Origin of the sequence: Kineosporia babensis (assembly GCF_021129305.1) — a bacterium.
Classification (GTDB): domain Bacteria; phylum Actinomycetota; class Actinomycetes; order Actinomycetales; family Kineosporiaceae; genus Kineosporia; species Kineosporia babensis.
The window spans coordinates 43,810-62,215 of record NZ_JAJOMB010000006.1 but is presented as its reverse complement, the minus strand read 5'-3'; the positions used below and the strand labels follow the sequence as shown (position 1 = coordinate 62,215).

Here is an 18,406-nt window from a genome sequence, read left to right as displayed (position 1 = left end):
AAGCGGTAACCCATGCCCGGCTCGGTGAGCAGATGCGCGGGCGGGATCCGGGCCAGCAACTCGTCCACACTGAAAGGCCCGCACGACCCTTCCAGCCCGGGCGGGGAAGAGCACCAAAAGAACTCCGCTACAAGACCCCTTGACAGATTCCTGACAGCAAATCCACGGATCTTGACCGAATCGTCCGCTCATGCCTGTCAGAGCATGCCAGAGTCATCATAAGTGCAGTATCTTTCGCGTAGAATCAATGAAACATTCTCCCCAGCAAGCTGATATCCGACGGACGATCATGCATGCTGGGGCGATGAACGTGCACCTGATCACCGTCGACGGCATCCATCAGCACGAACCCGGAGACATTGCCGTGCTGCGGCAAAGATCCGACGGGTTCGTCTGGGTCGACGCCCAGGCCGAGGACCCACGTACGGCGAACGTGCTGGAGTCGGTGTTCCAGTTCCATCCTCTGGCGGTCAAGGACGCGCTGGAACGTAACCGTGTCCCGAAGATGCACGCTTACACCGACGTCATCCTCGTGGTCCTGCACGCTCCCGAGCGCGGCGACCGCGGGCATGTGCACTACCTCGAACTCGACCTGTTCATCGGCCACGGCTTCCTGGTCACGGTGCACGGTCCGGTGAATCCGGCGGTTACGGCGGCCACGGCCGAACGGGAGACCCGGGCTGTGCTGAAGCGTCTGGCGGCCAGGCGGTTCACAGCTGGTTCGGCGATCGCCCTTTCGCACGCCATCGTCTCCGAGGTCACCCGCAATCAGGAGGAATACATCGAGCAGGCCACAGCTGACGTCTGGCGCCTGGAACAGCAGGTCACCGGCGGCCGAGTCAGCGAACCCGAGATCTTCCTCGAGGATCTGTTCCAGGTTCGGCACGGCTTGCTGGCGGTGCGGACCATGGCTGCCCTCAGCGGGGCGATCTACGGACGACTGGCTTCACTGCCCGGCCTGCCGGCCGAGGGGGCACCGCTGATCACGGAGAACGCCGAGCAGTTCACCCGGGTCCGCCAACTCGCCGACGGTGAACGCGAATACCTGCAAGGTGTCATCGACTTCTACCAAGGGGTGCTGACGGTGCGGAACACCAACACAGCGACCCTGCAGAACGAGAAGATCGAGCGCCTCACCGAGGCCAGCTACGCCCAGAACGAGGAGGTGAAGAAGATCTCGTCGTGGGCGGCCATCTTCTTCGCGCCTTCGCTGGTCGCAGCGGTGTACGGGATGAACTTCGAGCACATGCCCGAACTGGGCTGGCAGCTCGGGTATCCCTTCTCGCTCTTGCTCATGGTGGGCTCGGGCGTGGCCCTGCATCACACGTTCAAGAAGCGGAACTGGCTCTGAGAAACCGCCCGGCAGCCCGCCCGGCCAGCGCAGCGACAGTCAGGGCGGCCAGGCACCACACCAGCGTGTCCGGCCCGCCGACCAGAAATCCGCTGACCAGCGCCCCGGCTGTCGGCACCAGAAACAGCAGGGTCAGAAGGTCGCGACTGCACCCGGCCACCGCCATCACGGCGAAAGCCACGACCAGACAGCGAGCTTCGCTGGCCGACGACGGCAGGCGAGCTGCGAACAGAGCCGCAGTCACGATGATGAGAGCTCCAGCCACGAACTCAATTCCCCAGTGGGTGGGCTCTCGGGCTTCAGAGGACGATCGGGGCTCGGGAACCGTCACATTCTGCTGGAATTCGTGGTTGGGGCCGTCCGGCTCGAACGGCATAGCCGCGCCCATGATCGTTTCCTTCGGTGCTCCATCCGCTCCGCCTTCCGGGAGGTTCGAGCAGTGAACCGCCGATCTGCTGCCGGATCATGCGCCTTGACACATTTCTGACGCCCGGACCACCGATCCTGACAAGATCGTTACCTCGAGAGGCTCGATTTCCCGTGACTCACGCCGCCGAGTCCCAGGCGGTCCAGAGACGGGCGAACACTCCGTGCTGGTTCAGGAGTTCGGCGTGGGCGCCGACCTCGACGATCCGGCCGCCGTCGAACACCGCGACCAGGTCGGCGTCCCGGGTCTGGGACAGGCGGTGTGCGATGACAATCGAGGTGCGCCCGGCGGTCACCGCATTGAGGGCCTCTTCCATGGTGTCGTCGGCGGTGGCCTCGTCGAGGATCACCACCGCGGGGTCGGCCAGCAGCACCCGGGCCAGGGCGATCCGCTGGGCCTGATCCACCGGCGCTGCGTCGAGTTCGGCGTTCAGGCCAACCGCTCGCAGTGCCTCGCGCAGTTCCTCGTCCGAGGCGTCCGGGCGGGCCAGGCGCAGGTTCTCGGCCAGGGTTCCGGTGAAGAGGTGGGTCTCCTGGGTGACCAGGAGCACGGCCGGCCGGCCGTAGCGCCGGGCCTGGAAGGCTGGCTCGCCGCCGATCAGTACATAGCCTTGGCCGGGCTTCTCGAATCCGGCAAGCAGTCGCGCCAGTGTGCTCTTGCCCGAGCCGGATGCGCCCACCAGCACAACCTTTGATCCGGGCTCGACGGTGAGTGTGACGTCGCTGAGTACTTCGCGTTCGGGGGCCACCGCGTAACGGAAGCTCACCCCGGAGACGTGCACGCCCGCGTCCTTGATTTCCTGCCCGGGCTCCCCGTGAACCGGTGCGGTCTGAAGGACTCCGACCAGGCGTTCCAGCCCGGCCATCGCTCGTTGCAGGTCGTCGATGCTGCCCAGGAGGGCGCCGATCGGGCCGAACAGGCGGTGGAAGAACAAAGCACCGGCGGTGACCGAGCCGATGGACAGGCCGGCGGTCGTGGCGCGCCAGAAGCCGGTGACCAGAACTGCCGCCAGCCCTAGGTATTCGGCGCCGTTCAGGCCGGCGAAGAAGCGGTTTCGCTCGCGGGCGGCGGTGCGCTGGGTCTGCACTGCGGCGGTGCTGGCGACGGCGATCCGGTCCAGATGCTCCTGCTGCTGGCGGTAGGCGCGTACGGTGTCGGCGCCGGCCACGGCTTCGATCAGCACCTGGCCGCGCAGGGCTTCCTCTCGGCGCAGGCGGATGTAGAGGGGCCGGGATCGGCGCAGGAATCGTACGGTGGCGAATGCCTGGACGGGCACGGCCAGCAGGGCAGCCAGGGCCAGCCAGGGGTCGAGCACGGCCAGGCCCACGGCGGTCAGAGCGATGGTGAAAAGTGCTTGCAGGAAACGGGGAAGCACGCCGGAGACGGCTTCGGTGACGGCTTCGACGTCGCCGGTGACGCGGGAGACCACGTCGGCGCTGCCGGCTTCCTCGACCACGGCCAGGTCCAGGGTCAGGGCGGTGGCGAAGACCTGCTCGCGCAGTTCGCTCAGCGCACCTTGCAGGCAGCGCACCAGCAGCAGCCCACCGGCCCACTCCGCGGCGGCCGCCAGCACACCTGCCCCGAGCAGCGCGGCGCAGACCGGCCAGAGGTCGCGCACCGGCTTGCGTTCGATCACCGCATCCACCAAAGCGCCGAGCAGCGGCGGAATCAGCAGCGCCGTGGCCGCACCCAGAACCAGCAGCGCCACGGTCAGGGCCAACAGCCGGCGGCGCCGTGCCAGCAACGCGAACCCGACCCGGGCGGTCTCCCGGGCACCGGCCACCTTCAGGACGTTCACGGCTGCACCACCAGATCACAGGCGTCGAGCAGAATCCGGCTGGAAGTGACCACAACAATGGGACGTTTCAGCTCACGCAGGCGGTTGGCCACCCGTTGCTCGGTGACCGGGTCGAGTGCGGTGGTGGGCTCGTCCAGCACCACCACCCGCCCGGGGGCGTGCAGGGCGCGGGCCAGAAGCACGCGCTGTCGTTGCCCACCCGAGAGCCGACGGCCACCCTCCCCCACCGGCGCGTCGGGCGTCCCCCATTGATCGATCACGTCGTCGAGCGCGCTGGCGGCCAGAAGATCCGCGTCAAGTTCGCGCCCCGTAACGATGTTCGAGCGCAAGGTGCCGCTGAAGACCATCGCATCGTGCGGCGGGGCAACCACGTTCTCGGCGTAACGCTCAGGCCCGATCTCTCGTACATCCTGGCCGCGCAGCGTCAGCCCGTGAGCCGCCACCCGGAATCCGAGAACCTCAGCCACGCGCCGGGCCTCGATCGCCGAGGAAACCTTCACCCCGGTAAGCTGTTTCGCACCCAGATCGATCCCCTGCCAGCGCAGCGACGACTCGCCCAGCACAGCCTCGGGGGAACCGGCCGGCAGCACGAAGGGCTCGGCAACGAAGCCGTGCAGCCGCCGGGCGGAAGCCCGCTTGTGCGCCCAGTTGGCCCCGAACGTCCCCACGTGGTCCAGCGAGCCCTGCAGGAACTGCGCCAGTCCCACCACGGTGACCAGTTGCCCCGGAGTGATCTGCCCGGCCACGGCCAGCCATGATGCCGCCAGCGCGAGCACCGCGAGGTAGATCACCGAAACCGCGGTGCTGACCGCCTGATATGCCAGCAGCATCCGGGCAGCAGCGATCGCCCCGACCCGAGATGCCTGACTGGCCAGGCGATAGCGCCGGATCATCTCGGCCTGGGCGCCGAGGCCGTGCACGATGCGCAGCCCGGCAAGCGTGTCCGTGGCCACCTCGCTGGCTGCCGCCACCGAAGCCTGTTCCGCCATGCCTACTTTCTCCAGCGGACGGGCCAGTGCCTGCATCGTCCACAGCACCAGCACCGCCCCTGCCAGCACGCCCAGGCCGAGCGGCACCGAGATGCGCAGCAGCACGACCGTGGCGAAGCCGACCGCGGCCAGTGTGGCCGACTGCTGGGCGATGCTCCAGGCCACGCCCGCCACCCGGTAGGTGTCGCTGGTGGCGACCGAGAGCACCTCGCCCTCCCGCTGCAGCGCGGCCTGACGGCGCGGGTGCAGGATGCGGGCGATGGTCAGCTGCCGCAGGTCGTGCTCGCCGTAGCCGTACACCCCGACCATGCCCAGACTGGCCCGCTGATAGCTGAGCGAGAACACCAGGAACACCACCGCGAGCACGCCCAGCCACAGCAGCAGGGCGCCCCGGTCGCCGGGCGCGACCGCGCGGTCGATCACCACGCCGATCAGGACCGGCACCGCGGCCTCGCAGGCTTGGTGCAGCATCAGCCCGGTCGTGGCCAGGCCCAGGCGGGGGCCACGACCGTTACGCAACAACGAAATTCTCAGCACCGTCCGGATCCGCAGATCCTCCGGCCGCTCGATCAGGCTCCACATCAGCGGCGACGCTATCCGCGATGGGGGCCGTGGCACCGACAGCCTTTGTCGAGAACCAGACAGCCCTTGCTAAGGTTCGCCTTACCTAACTGCCTGAGGAGCGTCATGCTGGTCGAAGAGAAGATCCCGGTTCACACCGCTGTCGTGCCGGAGGGCTACTCGCTGACCACCCGCGCCCTCGCCTACCAGTACCTGGACGACCGTGACGGCTGCCAGGACACCCCGCACGCGCATCCGGAGCACACCGTGTTCTGGCCGGCCCGGGGCAGTGCGGTGGTGGAAATTGAAGGACGTCAGTGGAGCCTTTCGACCGGGCAGGGCCTTTGGGTCCCGGCGGGTGTGGTGCACCGGGCCGACCGCGGCGCCGGGACCACGCTCAGCGCCACCTATGTGATTCCGCAGGCCTGGCCCCGGCCGGTGGGTGAGGTCGGGCCGGTGGTGGTGAACGCCGCGCTGCGCGAGATGCTGATCCACCTGGCGGTCACCGGCATGCCTCGTGAGCAGCGGCTGCGTGCCCAGCGGGTGTGTCTGGAGCTGATCACCGATGAGGAGCGCCCGACCATCGAGCTGCCGCTGCCCCGCGACGAGCGCATCGCCCAGATCGCGCGCAGCATCATCTCCGACCCGGCCGACGACCGTTCGATCGAGCACTGGGCGATGCTGACCTCGCAGAGCGCCCGTACCATCGCCCGGGGCTTCCGGGCCGAGACCGGCCTGACCTTCAGCCAGTGGCGTACCTATGCCCGCCTCACTCAGGCGGTTTCGCTGCTGGGTGACGGGGTGGCGGTGGGCACGGTGGCGCGCCGGGTGGGTTACACCACCAACAGCGCCTTCACCGCGGCCTTCCAGCGGGTGATGCGCCAGCCGCCGCGTGCGTTCATGCCTACCCGCAACCCGTGAGGGGTTGGTGTCCCGTGCGCGACGAAGCCTGTCCGTTCGCCGACAGCGATCCGGACTAGCGTGACGGCCGCAACCAACCCTCCCACGAAAGAGATCGGGGCATGTTCCGTTTCCGACGCCCTGTCGTCCTGGCCGCCGCGGCTGTAGCCGCTGTGCTGGCCCTTTCCGCCTGCGGTGGCGGTAGTTCCGAAAGTTCTACGGCTGCGGCCGCCACCGGTGAAGGTGTCTTCCCGGTGAGCCTGGAGCACGTCTACGGCAAGACCGAGATTCCCGAAAAGCCCCAGCGGATCGTCACGATCGGCTGGATGACCCACGACATCGTGGCAGCCCTCGGCACCGCGCCGGTGCTGGTGCCCGAGACCTGGGGCGGTGACGAGGAGGGGCACACGCCCTGGTTCCGCGACCAGGTCGAGAACGTGCTGAAGGCCGAGATGCCCGAGGTGCTCAACGCCGGCGACGACCCGGACTACGAGCAGATCCTGGCCGCCCAGCCGGACCTGATCCTGGCCCCGCACTCCGGGGTCACCGAGGTGCAGTACCAGCGCCTGAAAGAGATCGCCCCCACCGTGGCCTACGCCGACAAGCCCTGGTTGTCCGGCGGCTGGCGGGAACTCACCGAGGTGGTCGCCACCGCCATGGGTGAGCAGGAGAAGGGCGAGGAACTCATCGCCCAGACCCAGAGCGCCATCGAGACCGCCTCTGCCAAGCACGAGAACCTCAAGGACGCGTCCTTCGCCTACACCCTCTCGCTGGGCGAAGGCGTCACCGAGGCCGGTTTCTACGTCTCCGACGACCCGCGGGTCTCGTTCCTGCGTGAGCTGGGCATGGTCGACAGCCCCACGCTGACCGAGGCTTTGGGCGACATGGACCCGGACCAGTTCAACGGCGGGGTCAGCCTGGAGAAGCTCGACGAGGTCGACGCCGACGTGGTGGTCGGCTGGTCCAGCTCCGACGCCGACACCAAGTACACCGTCGAGCACCCGACCTTCTCGCGCTGGAAGCCGATCGCCGAGGGCAACTACTACTTCATCGCCGACACCACGATGGGCATGGCCACCAGCGGCCCCGACCCGCTGAGCATCCCCTGGGCGATCGAGAAGGGCTACGTGGACGACATCTCCAAGGCCCTGGACGGCGGCAAGGTCACCATCTCCGAGACCGGCGTCGGGGACTGAGATGGCCAAGGCGAGCAGCGTGCGCGGCCGCTACCCCGGACTGCCCGAAAGCTACGAGCCGCGGGTGCATCTGGCCGAGGTGACCCAGGTGCGCCGGGTCAGCGAGGGCATGGCGCGGGTCACGCTCGGCGGTGAGGACATGCACGACTACCCCACCACCGGAATTGGGGACGAGTACGTGCGGCTCTTCTTCCCGGACGAACCCGATGCGGGAGTGCGGCTTCCGTACGTCACCGCGCAGGGCTGGGAGTATGCCGAGGGCGTGGAGCCGTCGCAGATGCGCACGTACACCATTCGTGAGCACCGAAGCGGTTTCGTGGACGTTGATTTCGTGCTGCACGAGGGTGGGGTCGCGGCAGCCTGGGCGCTTCAGGCTCGGGCCGGTCAGCGGATCGGGCTCAACCCGCCGAGCGCCCTGTACGCCCGGCCGGAATGGGCGCGACGGCAGATCCTGGTCGCCGACGAGCCGGCACTGCCGGCGGCCCTGCGGATCGCTGAGCTGACCGCCGGGCAGGTGCCGACCACGCTGATCGCCGAGGTACGCGGTCCGGCCTACCAACTGGAGGCGGCCGGGGTGGACATCCGGTACGTCTGGCTGCGGGGCACTGGAAACGGGCATGCGCCGAGCGAGTTGCTGCCGGCGCTGCTGCGCTCGGGCGTGGACGAGCAGACGTACGTGTGGGTGGCGTCCGAGACCCGGCTCAGCCGGCACGCCCGGAAGTACCTGCGGCACGAACGCGCGCTGCCCGCCGAGGCTTACAAGAGCATCGGGTACTGGACCGACAAGTCCGAGGAATGGTCGGCCCGGTACGACGCGCTCGGCGACGAGTTCAAGGTGAAGGTCCGCAAACTCTACGACAGCGACCGGGACACCGAGGACATCGTCGACGAGGTGGCCCGGCTCTACGAGGCCGCCGGGCTGTGAGCACGCTCGTCACCTCGCAGGCCCAGGAAGACCGCTCGGCCCCGGCCGGGCTGGCCCGGGGGAACGGCCTTCGTTCCCTCGGGCTCCTGGCCGCCACCGGAGTGCTTCTGGCCGTCACCGTGCTCAGCATCGGCGTGGGCGCCCGGGCGATCAGCGCCAGCACCATCTGGCACGCGCTGACCGCCTACGACAACCGCATCGACGAGCACGTGATGATCCTGGAACTGCGCGTCCCCCGGACCGTGACCGGCCTGATCGTCGGACCCGCCCTCGGCCTGTGCGGCGCCCTGATCCAGGCCTTCACCCGCAACCCGCTGGCCGATCCGGGCATCCTCGGAGTCAACGCCGGCGCCACCTTCGCGGTCACGGTCGCCGTCGGCCTGCTCGGGGTCACCGCACCGCTGAACTACGTCTGGTTCGCCCTGGCCGGAGCGGGCGCGGTTACCGTGCTGGTGTACCTGCTCGGCTCGATCGGCGGCACCCAGGCCACCCCGGGCAAGCTCACCCTGGCCGGGGTTGCGATCAGCGCTGCCCTGGGTGGGGTGACCACCGCGCTGATCCTGTCCAACCGCGACACTTTCGACGACCTGCGTTTCTGGGGCGTGGGCTCGATCGGTGGCCGCCGTCTGGACGTGACCCTGGCCCTGGCCCCACTGATCCTGATCGGTGTGCTGATCGGCCTGGCCTGCGCCCGGGCACTGAACAGCCTGGCCCTGGGCAACGAGCTGGCCGCCTCACTGGGTGTGCGGGTCGGCCGGATCCGGGTGGCCGTGGTGATCGCGGTGACGCTGCTCGCGGGCACCGCGACCGCCCTGGCCGGACCGATCGGGTTCGTCGGGCTGATGGTGCCCCACATCGTCCGCTGGTTCATCGGTCCCGACCAGCGCTGGATCTTCGCCTACACGGTCGTCGTCTCCCCCGCCCTGCTGCTGGTCTCGGACATCATCGGCCGGATCATCCTGTCCAGCGGAGAACTGCGAGTGGGCCTGGTCACCGCGATCGTCGGCGCGCCCGTGCTGATCCTGCTGGCCCGGCGCCGGACGGTGAGTGGCCTGTGATCGACCACGGCTATCGCACCGTTCAGGTTCGCCGGGGACGCCTGTCCGGTCTCTGGAGCACGCGCAGTCTCGTGGTCTGTACCGGCCTGGTCGCGGTCACGTTCCTGCTGATGGTCGTCTCGCTCGGGATGGGCACCTATCCGCTGGCTTTCGACCGGGTGCTGGGCGCGCTGCTAGGGGTGGGCGACGACTCACAGGCCCGGCTGCTCGTGGTGGGCTGGCGGCTGCCGCGGGCGCTGTTCGCCATCGTCTGCGGCATCGCGCTGGGCCTGTCCGGCGCGATCTTCCAGTCGCTGACCCGCAACCCGCTCGGCTCGCCCGACATCATCGGTTTCTCCTCCGGCTCCTACACCGGCGCCATCGTGGTGATGCTGGTGATCGGCTCGACCCGCTACCTCGAGATCGCCGCGGGTTCGCTGATCGGCGGCTGCCTGACCGCGGCCGTGGTGTACCTGCTGGCGGTGCGCGGGCGCACGGTGCAGCCGTTCCGGCTGATCATCATGGGCATCGGCGTCGGCGCCGTGCTCTCGTCGCTGAACTCCACGCTGATGCTGTTCGTCAACGTGGACACCGCCATGCTGGCCGCGGTCTGGGCCGCCGGATCGCTGAACGGGCTGGGCTACGAACAGCTCCGGCCGACCGTCCTGATCCTGGTGCTGTTCCTGGCCCTGCTGGCCTTCGTCGCACCCCGGATGCGTCAGCTCGAGCTCGGCGACGACGCCGCCCAGGCCCTGGGCACCCGCACCGGCCGGGCCCGATCCGGCGCCGTGGTGCTCGGGGTGGCCCTCACCGCGCTGGTCACGGCCGCCGCCGGCCCGATCTCGTTCGTCGCCCTGGCCGCTCCGCAGATCGCCCGGCGGCTGGTGCGCGGTCCCGGGCTCGCCCTCGTTCCCTCGGCCCTGGTCGGCGCGCTGGTGCTGCTGGCCTCCGACGTGCTCGCCCAGCGCCTCGGCTTCCCGGTCGGCGTGGTCACCGCCACCCTCGGCGGGGCCTACCTGGCCTGGCTGCTGGCCGACGAGTTCCGGGCTCAAGCAAGCAGGAGAAAGTGACATGACCATCCTCGCCACCGACCACGTCAAGGTCGGCTACGACGGCCGCATCATCTGCCCCGACGTCAGCCTGCAGATCCAAACGGGCTCCTACACCGCAATCATCGGCCCCAACGCCTGCGGGAAGTCGACGCTACTGCGGGCGATGGCGCGGATTCTCCCGATCGCCGGCGGCAGCGTGGTGCTCGACGGCCAGGACATCGCCCAGGTGCCCACCCGGGAACTGGCACGCCGGCTCGGGTTGCTGCCGCAGACGTCCATTGCTCCTGAAGGTATCCGGGTGGCCGACCTGATCGCCCGCGGCCGCTACCCGCACCAGCGGATATTCGACCGCTGGTCGGCCGCCGACGAGGCGGCGGTGGTGAGCGCGCTGGAAGCCACCGGCACCGAGGAGCTTTCGGGACGGATGGTGGACGAGCTCTCCGGCGGACAGCGCCAGCGGGTGTGGCTGGCGATGGTGCTGGCCCAGCAGACGCCCTTGCTGCTGCTGGACGAGCCCACCACGTTCCTCGACATCGCCCACCAGTACGGGCTTCTCGACCTCTTCCAGCGGCTGCGCGCAGAGCACGGCCGCACGATCGTGGTGGTACTGCACGACCTGAATCAGGCCGCGCGGTACGCCGACCACCTGATCGTGATGAAGGAAGGGGCGATCGTCGGCTCGGGCCGGCCGGCCGACGTGCTCACCGCCGAGATGGTGCAGGAGGTGTACGGCCTGCCGTGCCGGGTGGAACCCGACCCGGAGACCGGCACCCCGATGGTGATCCCGAAAGCTACCGCCCCTCGAGCGTCTTCACCCGCTTCTTGCTGATCTGCAGCATCTTCTCGGCCACCCGCAGCGAGTCCAGGGAGCCGCCCTGGCGGGCCTGGTCCGCCTTCTTGGTGCGGCTCTTCAGCCAGGCGGCGTCGTTCTTCAGGTAGGCCTGGCGCTGCTTCTTGGTGATCGCGTAGCCGAAGCGCTGGCGCTGCAGCACGTCGATCGTGTGGTCGGTGGCGACGACCTTCTTCAGAACGCAGTTGGTCATCTGCTGGGTGGTGCCGTTCTTGTCGCACTTGCCGACCGGCGTGGTGAACGGCTCCTTGATCTTCTTGTACGTCAGGCCATCACCGCTCTGCGCGGCCACACTCACTGTGGAGCTGGTGCTCGCCTGAGCAGACGCGGCTCCACCGGCCAGTGCGGTGAAGGCCACCCCGGCGACGACGAACGACGAAACGCTGCGACGGACAAGCTTGCTCATGGCGGAACTCCTTGAGAGACACGGTGGAACAGGCGTCCTTGGTAGGACATTAACTGAGATGGCGAGCGGGGCCTGGAAAGTTCGGACCGTCTCAGGTGACCTGGACCACGTGTCTTCGTGGCGGTGCCTCAGCTGGCCAGGAGTGCGGCCCGGCTGGCGGAGGCGAGCAGGTCGGCGAGTTCCTGGATGAGCTCGGGGTTCTCCGGCAGTTGGGGTGTGCCGATCCGGATCAGGGCCGGGGTGGGCGGGGTGACGAAGGTGCGGTTGCTGTGGCCCAGGACGACGCCGCGGTTGGCCAGTTCGGCCAGGGCCTCGTCCTCGTTCTCGGCGGGCAGCCAGACCACGAACTTGCCGGGTGGGGTCAGCGTGGGCACGTCGCGTTCGCCCAGGGCCCGGGTCAGGGCCGAGGCGCGGGCGGCGTACTGCTGGGCGGCCGTGCGGACCAGGGTCAGGGCCTCGTCGTCGGTGAGCAGGTGGGCCAGGGCGTTCTGCAGGATGCGGCTCTGGGCGAGGATGCCGTGGCTGCGCAGTTTGCGGACGCGTTCGATCAGTTCGCGGGAGCCGCCGAGGACGGTGGTGCGCAGGTCCAGGCCGAAGGCGCGGCAGAACGAGGCCAGGCGCAGGACGCGGCCGGGCAGGACGTCAGCGAAGGTGGGGGCGCTCTGGGTGAGGAGGGGGCCGAGGACGTCTTCCTCGATCACCCAGACCTCGTGGGCGTGAGGTTCGAGCACTGCGGCGATGGCGGCTACTCGCTCGACGCTCAGCCAGGAGTCGACGGAGAAGGTGCCGGCCGGCTGGAAGATGAAGGTGCGGGCGCCTTGGGCCAGGGCGGCGGCCACGGATTCCGGCAGTGGGCCGTCCTGGTCGCAGTCGATGCCGACCACGGTGTAGCCGAGGGTGCGGAAGTTGCCGAGGGTGCCTGAGGTCATCGGCTGCTGGACCGCGACCAGGCCCTGGGCCTCGGTGGCGGCCTCGGTGGAGAGCAGGACTGCCTCGGCCGCGCCGCTGACGCTGACCCAGTCCTGGGCGGCGAAGGGCCAGGTGGCCTCGCAGGCCTGCTGCAGCAGCGCGGTGATCGGCTCGCGCTGCAGGGAGTTGGTGCTCGGCTCGCGCAGGCTGCGGTCCAGGGCCATCCGCAGGTCGGGCAGTTGGTCGGGCCGGGGGTGGGCGGAGCTGACATCCACGCTGGACCAGCCCTCGAACGCGCGGGGTGGGCCGGCCAGGGGCCAGCGCGACAGGGTGGCCACGACGGTGCCGCCGCGGCGTCGGGTGGTCACCAGGCCGCGGTCGGCCAGGCGGGCCCAGACCTGGGCCACCGAGGATGTGCCCAGGCCGGTGCTGGCCGCGAAGCCGCGGATGGTGGGCAGTTGGGTTCCGGCCGGCAGGTCGCCCGAGGTGATCCGGGTGGCGATCAGGTCGAGCACCTCGCGAGCGCTGAGCCCCGTGGTGTCCCGCACCAGTGTCTCGACGGGACTGCTGTTGTCCATGCTTCCCCTCTGGCCCGGCTCAGTTATGTACCGAACATAACCGATGAACTTGCCTCGTCGGCCAATGTGTTGGAAATTGTGTCACATGGCAAACGATCGCGGCGCCCACTTGTGCGCCCCTGAACTGTACGTATAGCTTCCCTAGCGTGCCAGTAGACATCGAAGAACATATCTCGGCGGCAGCCCTTGCCGCCGGGATCCGGCGAGGCACGTGGACGGCCCGTGAGGTGGCTGAACACTTCCTGGCCCGCGTCGATGCGCTGGACCCTGCTCTGAACTCGATCGTCTGGCGCGACGACGAGGCCACGCTCCAGGCCGCGGACCGGATCGATGCCGAAGGCCCCCGGGGGTTGTTCGCCGGGGTCCCGCTGACGATCAAGGACACGTTCGCCGTGGAGGGGCAGCCGCACACCCTGGGCTCCCACGCCCGCGACCTCACTCCGGCCCCGCAGTCCGACCTCCTGGTGCAGGCCGCCCAGAAGGCCGGTTTCGTGCAGCTGGGCCGGGCGGCGACCCCGGAGCTGGCGATGACCACGTCGTGCGAGAGCGAGCGCTACGGCATCACCCGCAACCCGTGGAACGTCGAGCGCTCGCCCGGTGGCTCCAGCGGTGGCTCGGCTGCTGCCGTGGCGGCGGGCCTGGTGCCGGTGGCGCTGGGCAGCGACGGTGGCGGTTCGATCCGGCTGCCCGCCGCGTTCTGCGGCGTGGTCGGGCTCAAGCCTACGCGGGGTCTGCTCCCCCAGCGCATCGCCGGCTGGGAGGGCGGCTCGACCGAGGGCTTCCTGACCCGGACGATCGCCGATACCGCCGCGGTCTACGAAGCAATGGCTCAGCAGCGAGATGAGTTCGCCTGGTCGCTGGCACCCGAGCCCGAGGGCTTCACCCAGGGCCTGGCCGCGCGGCCCGATCCCCTCAGGATTGGCCTGATCACCACCGCGTTCGACCCGGGCATCCCGGTCGATGCGGCCTGCGCCGAGGCCGCCACCGACGTGGCCCGCACCCTGCAGCAGGCCGGGCACGAGATCGTCGAGCTCAACCCGATCGCGGCGATGGCCGAAGTGATGGACATCTACCCGCGCACAATCATCCCGGCCTGGCTCACCCAGACCCCGCTGGATCACCCGGAGAGGCTGCAGGCCTACATCCGGCGCACGATCGAGCGCGGCCGGCAGATCGACGCGGGCACGTACCTGGCCGAGGCCCGGCGGTTCAAGCTGCTGGCCCGGGAGATCTCGCAGTACCTGTTCGGCGATCTGGACCTGATCGTCACCCCGACCGCGGCCACCCGGGTCCCCGGGATCGGGGTGGTCTGGAACGAACTGCGCGAGAAGGCCCCCTCCCGGGACTGCCAGGTCTACGAGCAGTGCCTGGCCTTCACCACCGTCCCCAGCGTGATCGGCTCCCCCGCGATCAGCCTGCCCACCCACGTCGACGCCGACGGCCTCCCGGTGGGCGTCCAGCTGATCGGCCGGCAGTTCAGCGAGACCCTGCTCCTGCAGACCGGCCAGCTCCTGGAACAGGCCTACGCCTGGCCCACCCGTAAGCCCTGAGAACCCCGCTCCGAGAAAGAGAAAGAGACCCCCGTGCCCAGTTCCCGTTTCCCACGCCGTGCCGGCCTGCTCGCCACCGGGCTCTCCCTCGCCCTGGCCCTGGCGGCCTGCGGCGGTGGCTCCTCCGACGAGGCGGCCGACCCGAACGCCCCGTTCAAGGGCAAGACACTGAAGGTCGCCGCCTACGCCGGTTCCTGGGGCGAGTCGCTGACCAAGGCGTTCGTCGAGCCGTTCGAGGAGAACACCGGCGCCACCGTCGAGCTGGTCCCCGGTGACCCGGCTTCCTGGCTGACCGGCCTGCGCTCGGCCCAGGGCGGCACCCCGCCGTACGACGTGGTGGCCTTCACCCCGAACGTGATCCCGAACGCGGTCGACGCCGGGGTGGTCCAGGCTCTGGACACCGCCAAGGTGGAGAACTTCGGCGAGCTGAACGAGGTGCTGGTCGAGCAGTCGAACATCGGCGGCCAGCAGTACGGTGTGCCGCTGAGCGTGGGCTCGACCGGGATCGCCTACCGCACCGACAAGGTCAAGACCGCGCCGAAGGACTGGTCCGACCTGCTCGACCCTGCCACCTGCGGGCACGCCGGGCTGAACCCGCTCACCTTCAACATGGGTGTGGAGTACCTGGCCGGGCTGATCCGCGAGAACGGCGGCGACATCCAGAACCAGGCCGACGTGGACGCCGCGTTCGCCGAGCTGGCTGCGGCCAAGGACTGCTTCTCCGCCTTCCCGGCCGACGCCCCGAGTGTGGAGAGCGGGCTGCAGAACGGCGACACCTGGATCTCGGCGCACTGGGACGGCCGGGCGTTCGTGATGCAGAACAACGGCGACCCGGTGGACTACGCCTACCCCGCCTCCGGTTCGGTCGGCGCGCTGACCAGCTTCTTCGTGGCCGAGAACACCGAGGAGCAGGACCTGGCCTACGAGTTCCTGAACTACCTGGCCTCCAGCGAGTACCAGCCCACGTTCTCCGAGGGCACCTGGTACGCCACCTCCAACGACAGCAACGAGTACCCGGCCAAGTTCGAGGAGCAGATCAAGCACGGCAAGGGCGCCTACGACGACTTCCAGTGGATCGACTACCAGGCGCTCTCGCCGAAGCTGGCCGATCTGCAGGCGCAGTGGCAGAAGACCTTCGGCTCATGACGCAGGGACTCGTCGAGGTTCGTGACCTCGCCCTCGGCTACCACGGTGAGACCGTCCTGAAACTGGACGAACTCACCGTGGCGGCCGGCGAGTTCGTCTCGGTCCTGGGCCCCTCCGGCTGCGGAAAGACGACTCTGCTGAACGCTTTGGCGGGATTCGTCACCCCGGACGCGGGCCGGATCCTGGTGGACGGGCAGGACGTCACGCACGTGGCGCCGCAGCACCGGCAGATGGGCCTGGTGTTCCAGAACTACGCGCTCTTCCCGCACCTGAACGTGGAGAAGAACCTCCATTACGGGCTCAAGGCCCGCAAGGTGCCCCGGGACGAGCGCGAGACCCGGGTGCGGGACGCCCTGAAACTGGTCGGCCTGGAGGACTTCCGGGCCCGGTTCCCGGGGCAGCTGTCGGGCGGTCAGCAGCAGCGGGTGGCGATCGCCCGGGCGCTGGTCACCCGGCCCAAGGTGCTGCTGCTGGACGAGCCGTTGTCCAACCTGGACGCCAAGCTGCGCCGGCAGATGCGGCACGAGCTGCGCGAACTGCAGCGCGAGATCGGCACCACGACGATCTTCGTGACGCACGACCAGGCCGAGGCTCTGGCGATGTCCGACCGGGTGGTGCTGCTGGCCGGCGGCGGTCTGGAGCAGCACGGCACCCCGCAGGAGCTCTACCGCACCCCGCGCACCACGTTCACGGCCGACTTCATCGGGGCGGCCAACATCGTGAAGGCGACGATCGGCACCGACGGACGCGCCGACGTCCTCAAGCGGTCGGTTGCAGTTCCGGAAGGCCAGGGTCTGGAAGCGGGGACGTCCGAGGTCGCCCTGCGTCCGGAGGCGGTCACGGTCACGGCGGCGGAAACCCCCGGAACGGTGGCCGCCGAAGTGATGTCGGTGGCCTTCGGCGGGGACCGGTACGAGTACCGGGTCCGGGTGGACGCCGAGACCACGCTTCTGGCCAGTGCCAGTGGGCGTGAGGACGCGTACGCGCCGGGTGCGACGGTTGGTCTGGCTTTCGAGGACGCCAGTGTGATCTGGCTCGGGGGGAGTTCGTGAGCATCGCCCTGGCAACCCGGGCTCCCCGTCTGCGGCGGGGCCAGGTCGCCGCGATCGTCCCCACTTTGTTCATGATCGGTGCGTTCGTGGTGCCGCTGATCGGTTTGGCGATGCTGAGCCTGCGTCCCACGAACGACCTGAACACCCCGCAGCCGGGCTGGACATTCGAGCAGTACCAGCAGGTCTGGGACACCGGCTACCTGCGCTCGTCGGTGCTGGACAGCCTGTGGCTGAGCATCCGGGTCACCCTGACCTGCGCGGTGGTGGCCTACCCGGTGGCCTGGTTCCTGGTCCGCACGTCCTCGCGCTGGGCCCGCACCGCGGTCTTCGCGATCGTCCTGTCGCCGCTGCTGACCAGTGAAGTGGTGCGCTCGTTCGGCTGGCGGGTGGTGATGGGCGGCCAGGGGCCGGTCAACGCCGCGCTGCAGGCCCTGCAGATCACCGACGACTCGATCCCGCTGCTGCGTTCGGGCTGGACGGTGTTCCTGGCGATCGTGCACGTACTGCTGCCGTTCGCGATCATCACGCTCACCGCCTCGCTCGGCGCGATCGACGACGCGCTGCTGCGGGCCTCGGCCAACCTGGGCGCCTCGCGGACCCGGACGTTCTTCACCGTGGTGCTGCCGCTGTCGGTGCCCGGCCTGACCGCCGGGCTGATGGTGGTCTTCTCGCTGGCGATGGGCATTTACGTGACCCCGCTGCTGGTCGGCGGCGCCACCATGTCGCTGGCCGGTCTGCAGATCCAGAACATGGCGATGGTGGTGTTCGACCAGCCCGGCGCCGCGGCGCTGAGTTTCGTCCTGCTCACCGTGACCCTGGTGGCCTGCGCGCTGATCGCCCTGTTCGGAAGCCTGACCAGCCGCAGGAGGACTCGTGGCTAAGTCCCACATCGACGCCGCCGTGGCCCGCTGGAGCAACCGGATCGCGGTGCTGGTGGTCTGCGGTTTCCTGCTGCTGCCGCTGTTCGCCGTGGTGATCAGCTCGTTCAACTCGGCCAACAACTTCCGCTTCCCGCCCGAGGGTTTCTCGTTCCGCTGGTACGAGGAGGCCTTCGCCGGTACCGCCTGGGCCGAGTCGCTGCAGTTCTCGGCCCTGCTGGCGTTGATGGTGGTGCCGTTCGTGGTGGTCCTGGGCACCCTCGGCGGTTACGCCGTGGCGGCCGGGGACTTCCGCGGCCGGGGCCTGCTGTCCTCGCTGTTCCTGGCCCCGATGGCGGTGCCCGGCGTGATGCTCGGCCTGGCCCTGCTGTACCAGCTGCAGACCTGGGGCCTGGTCGGCTCGACCACCGGGATCTGGCTGGCCCACCTGGTGGTCTCGTTCCCGTTCTGCGTGCGGGTGGTCGCGGTCAGCGCGGCCTCGATCGACCCGCAGCTGGTGCGGGCCGCGCGCAGCCTGGGCGCCTCGGAACTGCGCGCCTTCCTCACCGTCACCGTGCCGCTGCTGCGCCCGGGCATCATCGCCGGGGCGTTCCTGACCACCGTGGTCTCGCTCGGTGAGGTGGCCACCTCGGTCTTCGTCTCCGGCAGCAACACGGTCACCGTGCCGGTGCGGATCTACTCGGCCGCCCAGGTGCAGATCGAGCCCACCATCGCCGCCGTGTCCACCCTGCTGCTGGTGGCCAGCGTCCTGGCGATCGCCCTGATCGACCGCTTCTTCAACGTTTCCCGGCTTCTCTAGGA

Annotated in this window: 17 protein-coding genes; 12 read left to right on the top strand and 5 right to left on the bottom strand. The window is 69.2% G+C overall.

Annotation, left to right across the window (positions count from 1 at the left end):
* Positions 1-304 precede the first annotated feature (304 nt).
* Positions 305-1,351, top strand: coding sequence for a magnesium transporter CorA family protein (locus LR394_RS13150; protein WP_231441473.1), 1,047 nt, complete (start codon positions 305-307; stop codon positions 1,349-1,351).
* On the opposite strand, the gene LR394_RS13145 is transcribed toward LR394_RS13150, so the two are convergent.
* The 3 genes from LR394_RS13145 to LR394_RS13135 all read right to left on the bottom strand — a co-directional run bounded on the left by LR394_RS13145 (position 1,329) and on the right by LR394_RS13135 (position 5,147).
* Complete coding sequence (locus tag LR394_RS13145) at positions 1,329-1,739, bottom strand: hypothetical protein (RefSeq protein WP_231441471.1); 411 nt, start codon at positions 1,737-1,739, stop codon at positions 1,329-1,331. The two genes, LR394_RS13150 and LR394_RS13145, sit on opposite strands and share 23 nt — an antisense overlap.
* A 157-nt stretch (positions 1,740-1,896) precedes the next feature.
* Positions 1,897-3,576 carry an ABC transporter ATP-binding protein gene (locus LR394_RS13140; RefSeq protein WP_231441469.1) on the bottom strand — a complete coding sequence of 560 codons (1,680 nt, stop codon included), beginning with the start codon at positions 3,574-3,576 and terminating at the stop codon, positions 1,897-1,899.
* Positions 3,573-5,147: an ABC transporter transmembrane domain-containing protein gene (locus LR394_RS13135; RefSeq protein WP_231441467.1), complete on the bottom strand. Its 1,575-nt coding sequence runs from the start codon at positions 5,145-5,147 to the stop codon at positions 3,573-3,575. The genes LR394_RS13140 and LR394_RS13135 overlap by 4 nt, the downstream gene beginning before the upstream one ends.
* A 105-nt stretch (positions 5,148-5,252) precedes the next feature.
* On the opposite strand from LR394_RS13135, the gene LR394_RS13130 reads away from it, so the two are divergent.
* The 6 genes from LR394_RS13130 (at position 5,253) to LR394_RS13105 (ending at position 11,065) form a co-directional block, all read left to right on the top strand.
* Complete coding sequence (locus LR394_RS13130; RefSeq protein ID WP_231441466.1) at positions 5,253-6,047, top strand: helix-turn-helix domain-containing protein; 795 nt, start codon at positions 5,253-5,255, stop codon at positions 6,045-6,047.
* Between the two features lie 101 nt (positions 6,048-6,148).
* Positions 6,149-7,222: an iron-siderophore ABC transporter substrate-binding protein gene (locus tag LR394_RS13125; RefSeq protein ID WP_231441463.1), complete on the top strand. Its 1,074-nt coding sequence runs from the start codon at positions 6,149-6,151 to the stop codon at positions 7,220-7,222.
* 1 nt (position 7,223) lies between these two features.
* Positions 7,224-8,147 (top strand): siderophore-interacting protein, encoded by a 924-nt coding sequence (locus tag LR394_RS13120; RefSeq protein WP_231441461.1) that lies wholly within the window; start codon positions 7,224-7,226, stop codon positions 8,145-8,147.
* Positions 8,144-9,205, top strand: a complete 1,062-nt coding sequence (locus tag LR394_RS13115) for a FecCD family ABC transporter permease (RefSeq protein WP_231441459.1) — start codon at positions 8,144-8,146, stop codon at positions 9,203-9,205. Before LR394_RS13120 ends, LR394_RS13115 begins: the two co-directional genes overlap by 4 nt.
* On the top strand, positions 9,202-10,254 hold the full coding sequence (locus LR394_RS13110) for a FecCD family ABC transporter permease (RefSeq protein ID WP_231441457.1): 1,053 nt from the start codon (positions 9,202-9,204) through the stop codon (positions 10,252-10,254). The genes LR394_RS13115 and LR394_RS13110 overlap by 4 nt, the downstream gene beginning before the upstream one ends.
* A 1-nt stretch (position 10,255) precedes the next feature.
* Entirely contained in the window at positions 10,256-11,065 is an 810-nt protein-coding gene (locus LR394_RS13105) for an ABC transporter ATP-binding protein (RefSeq protein WP_231441455.1), read from the top strand.
* Here LR394_RS13105 and LR394_RS13100 read toward each other — a convergent pair.
* Both LR394_RS13100 and LR394_RS13095 read right to left on the bottom strand, forming a co-directional pair.
* Positions 11,028-11,492 carry a lysozyme inhibitor LprI family protein gene (locus LR394_RS13100; protein WP_231441453.1) on the bottom strand — a complete coding sequence of 155 codons (465 nt, stop codon included), beginning with the start codon at positions 11,490-11,492 and terminating at the stop codon, positions 11,028-11,030. The two genes, LR394_RS13105 and LR394_RS13100, sit on opposite strands and share 38 nt — an antisense overlap.
* A 128-nt stretch (positions 11,493-11,620) precedes the next feature.
* Complete coding sequence (locus LR394_RS13095) at positions 11,621-12,979, bottom strand: aminotransferase class I/II-fold pyridoxal phosphate-dependent enzyme (RefSeq protein WP_231441451.1); 1,359 nt, start codon at positions 12,977-12,979, stop codon at positions 11,621-11,623.
* A 146-nt stretch (positions 12,980-13,125) separates the two neighbouring features.
* Between LR394_RS13095 and LR394_RS13090 the strand changes: the two genes are divergently transcribed.
* Genes LR394_RS13090 through LR394_RS42910 form a run of 5 tightly spaced genes read left to right on the top strand, consistent with a single transcriptional unit; the run spans position 13,126 to position 18,404 of the window.
* The gene (locus LR394_RS13090; protein ID WP_231441449.1) at positions 13,126-14,529 is read left to right on the top strand and encodes an amidase; all 1,404 of its coding nucleotides are present in this window, start codon (positions 13,126-13,128) and stop codon (positions 14,527-14,529) included.
* A 33-nt stretch (positions 14,530-14,562) separates the two neighbouring features.
* A complete protein-coding gene (locus LR394_RS13085) occupies positions 14,563-15,675 on the top strand; it encodes an ABC transporter substrate-binding protein (RefSeq protein ID WP_231441447.1) in 1,113 nt (370 codons plus the stop codon).
* The gene (locus LR394_RS13080) at positions 15,672-16,727 is read left to right on the top strand and encodes an ABC transporter ATP-binding protein (RefSeq protein WP_231441444.1); all 1,056 of its coding nucleotides are present in this window, start codon (positions 15,672-15,674) and stop codon (positions 16,725-16,727) included. The genes LR394_RS13085 and LR394_RS13080 overlap by 4 nt, the downstream gene beginning before the upstream one ends.
* Positions 16,724-17,608, top strand: coding sequence for an ABC transporter permease (locus LR394_RS42915; protein ID WP_231441443.1), 885 nt, complete (start codon positions 16,724-16,726; stop codon positions 17,606-17,608). Before LR394_RS13080 ends, LR394_RS42915 begins: the two co-directional genes overlap by 4 nt.
* The gene (locus tag LR394_RS42910; RefSeq protein WP_231441441.1) at positions 17,601-18,404 is read left to right on the top strand and encodes an ABC transporter permease; all 804 of its coding nucleotides are present in this window, start codon (positions 17,601-17,603) and stop codon (positions 18,402-18,404) included. The genes LR394_RS42915 and LR394_RS42910 overlap by 8 nt, the downstream gene beginning before the upstream one ends.
* The last annotated feature ends 2 nt before the right edge of the window (positions 18,405-18,406 follow it).

Excerpts from the sequence above, each read along its gene's own strand:
- LR394_RS13080 (WP_231441444.1), top strand. The coding sequence starts at position 15,672 with ATGACGCAGGGACTCGTCGAGGTTCGTGACCTCGCCCTCGGCTACCAC.
- LR394_RS13125 (WP_231441463.1), top strand. The coding sequence starts at position 6,149 with ATGTTCCGTTTCCGACGCCCTGTCGTCCTGGCCGCCGCGGCTGTAGCC.
- LR394_RS13105 (WP_231441455.1), top strand. The coding sequence starts at position 10,256 with ATGACCATCCTCGCCACCGACCACGTCAAGGTCGGCTACGACGGCCGC.
- LR394_RS13130 (WP_231441466.1), top strand. The coding sequence starts at position 5,253 with ATGCTGGTCGAAGAGAAGATCCCGGTTCACACCGCTGTCGTGCCGGAG.
- LR394_RS13120 (WP_231441461.1), top strand. The coding sequence starts at position 7,224 with ATGGCCAAGGCGAGCAGCGTGCGCGGCCGCTACCCCGGACTGCCCGAA.
- LR394_RS13145 (WP_231441471.1), bottom strand. The coding sequence starts at position 1,739 with ATGGGCGCGGCTATGCCGTTCGAGCCGGACGGCCCCAACCACGAATTC.
- LR394_RS13150 (WP_231441473.1), top strand. The coding sequence starts at position 305 with ATGAACGTGCACCTGATCACCGTCGACGGCATCCATCAGCACGAACCC.
- LR394_RS13100 (WP_231441453.1), bottom strand. The coding sequence starts at position 11,492 with ATGAGCAAGCTTGTCCGTCGCAGCGTTTCGTCGTTCGTCGTCGCCGGG.
- LR394_RS13095 (WP_231441451.1), bottom strand. The coding sequence starts at position 12,979 with ATGGACAACAGCAGTCCCGTCGAGACACTGGTGCGGGACACCACGGGG.
- LR394_RS13135 (WP_231441467.1), bottom strand. The coding sequence starts at position 5,147 with ATGTGGAGCCTGATCGAGCGGCCGGAGGATCTGCGGATCCGGACGGTG.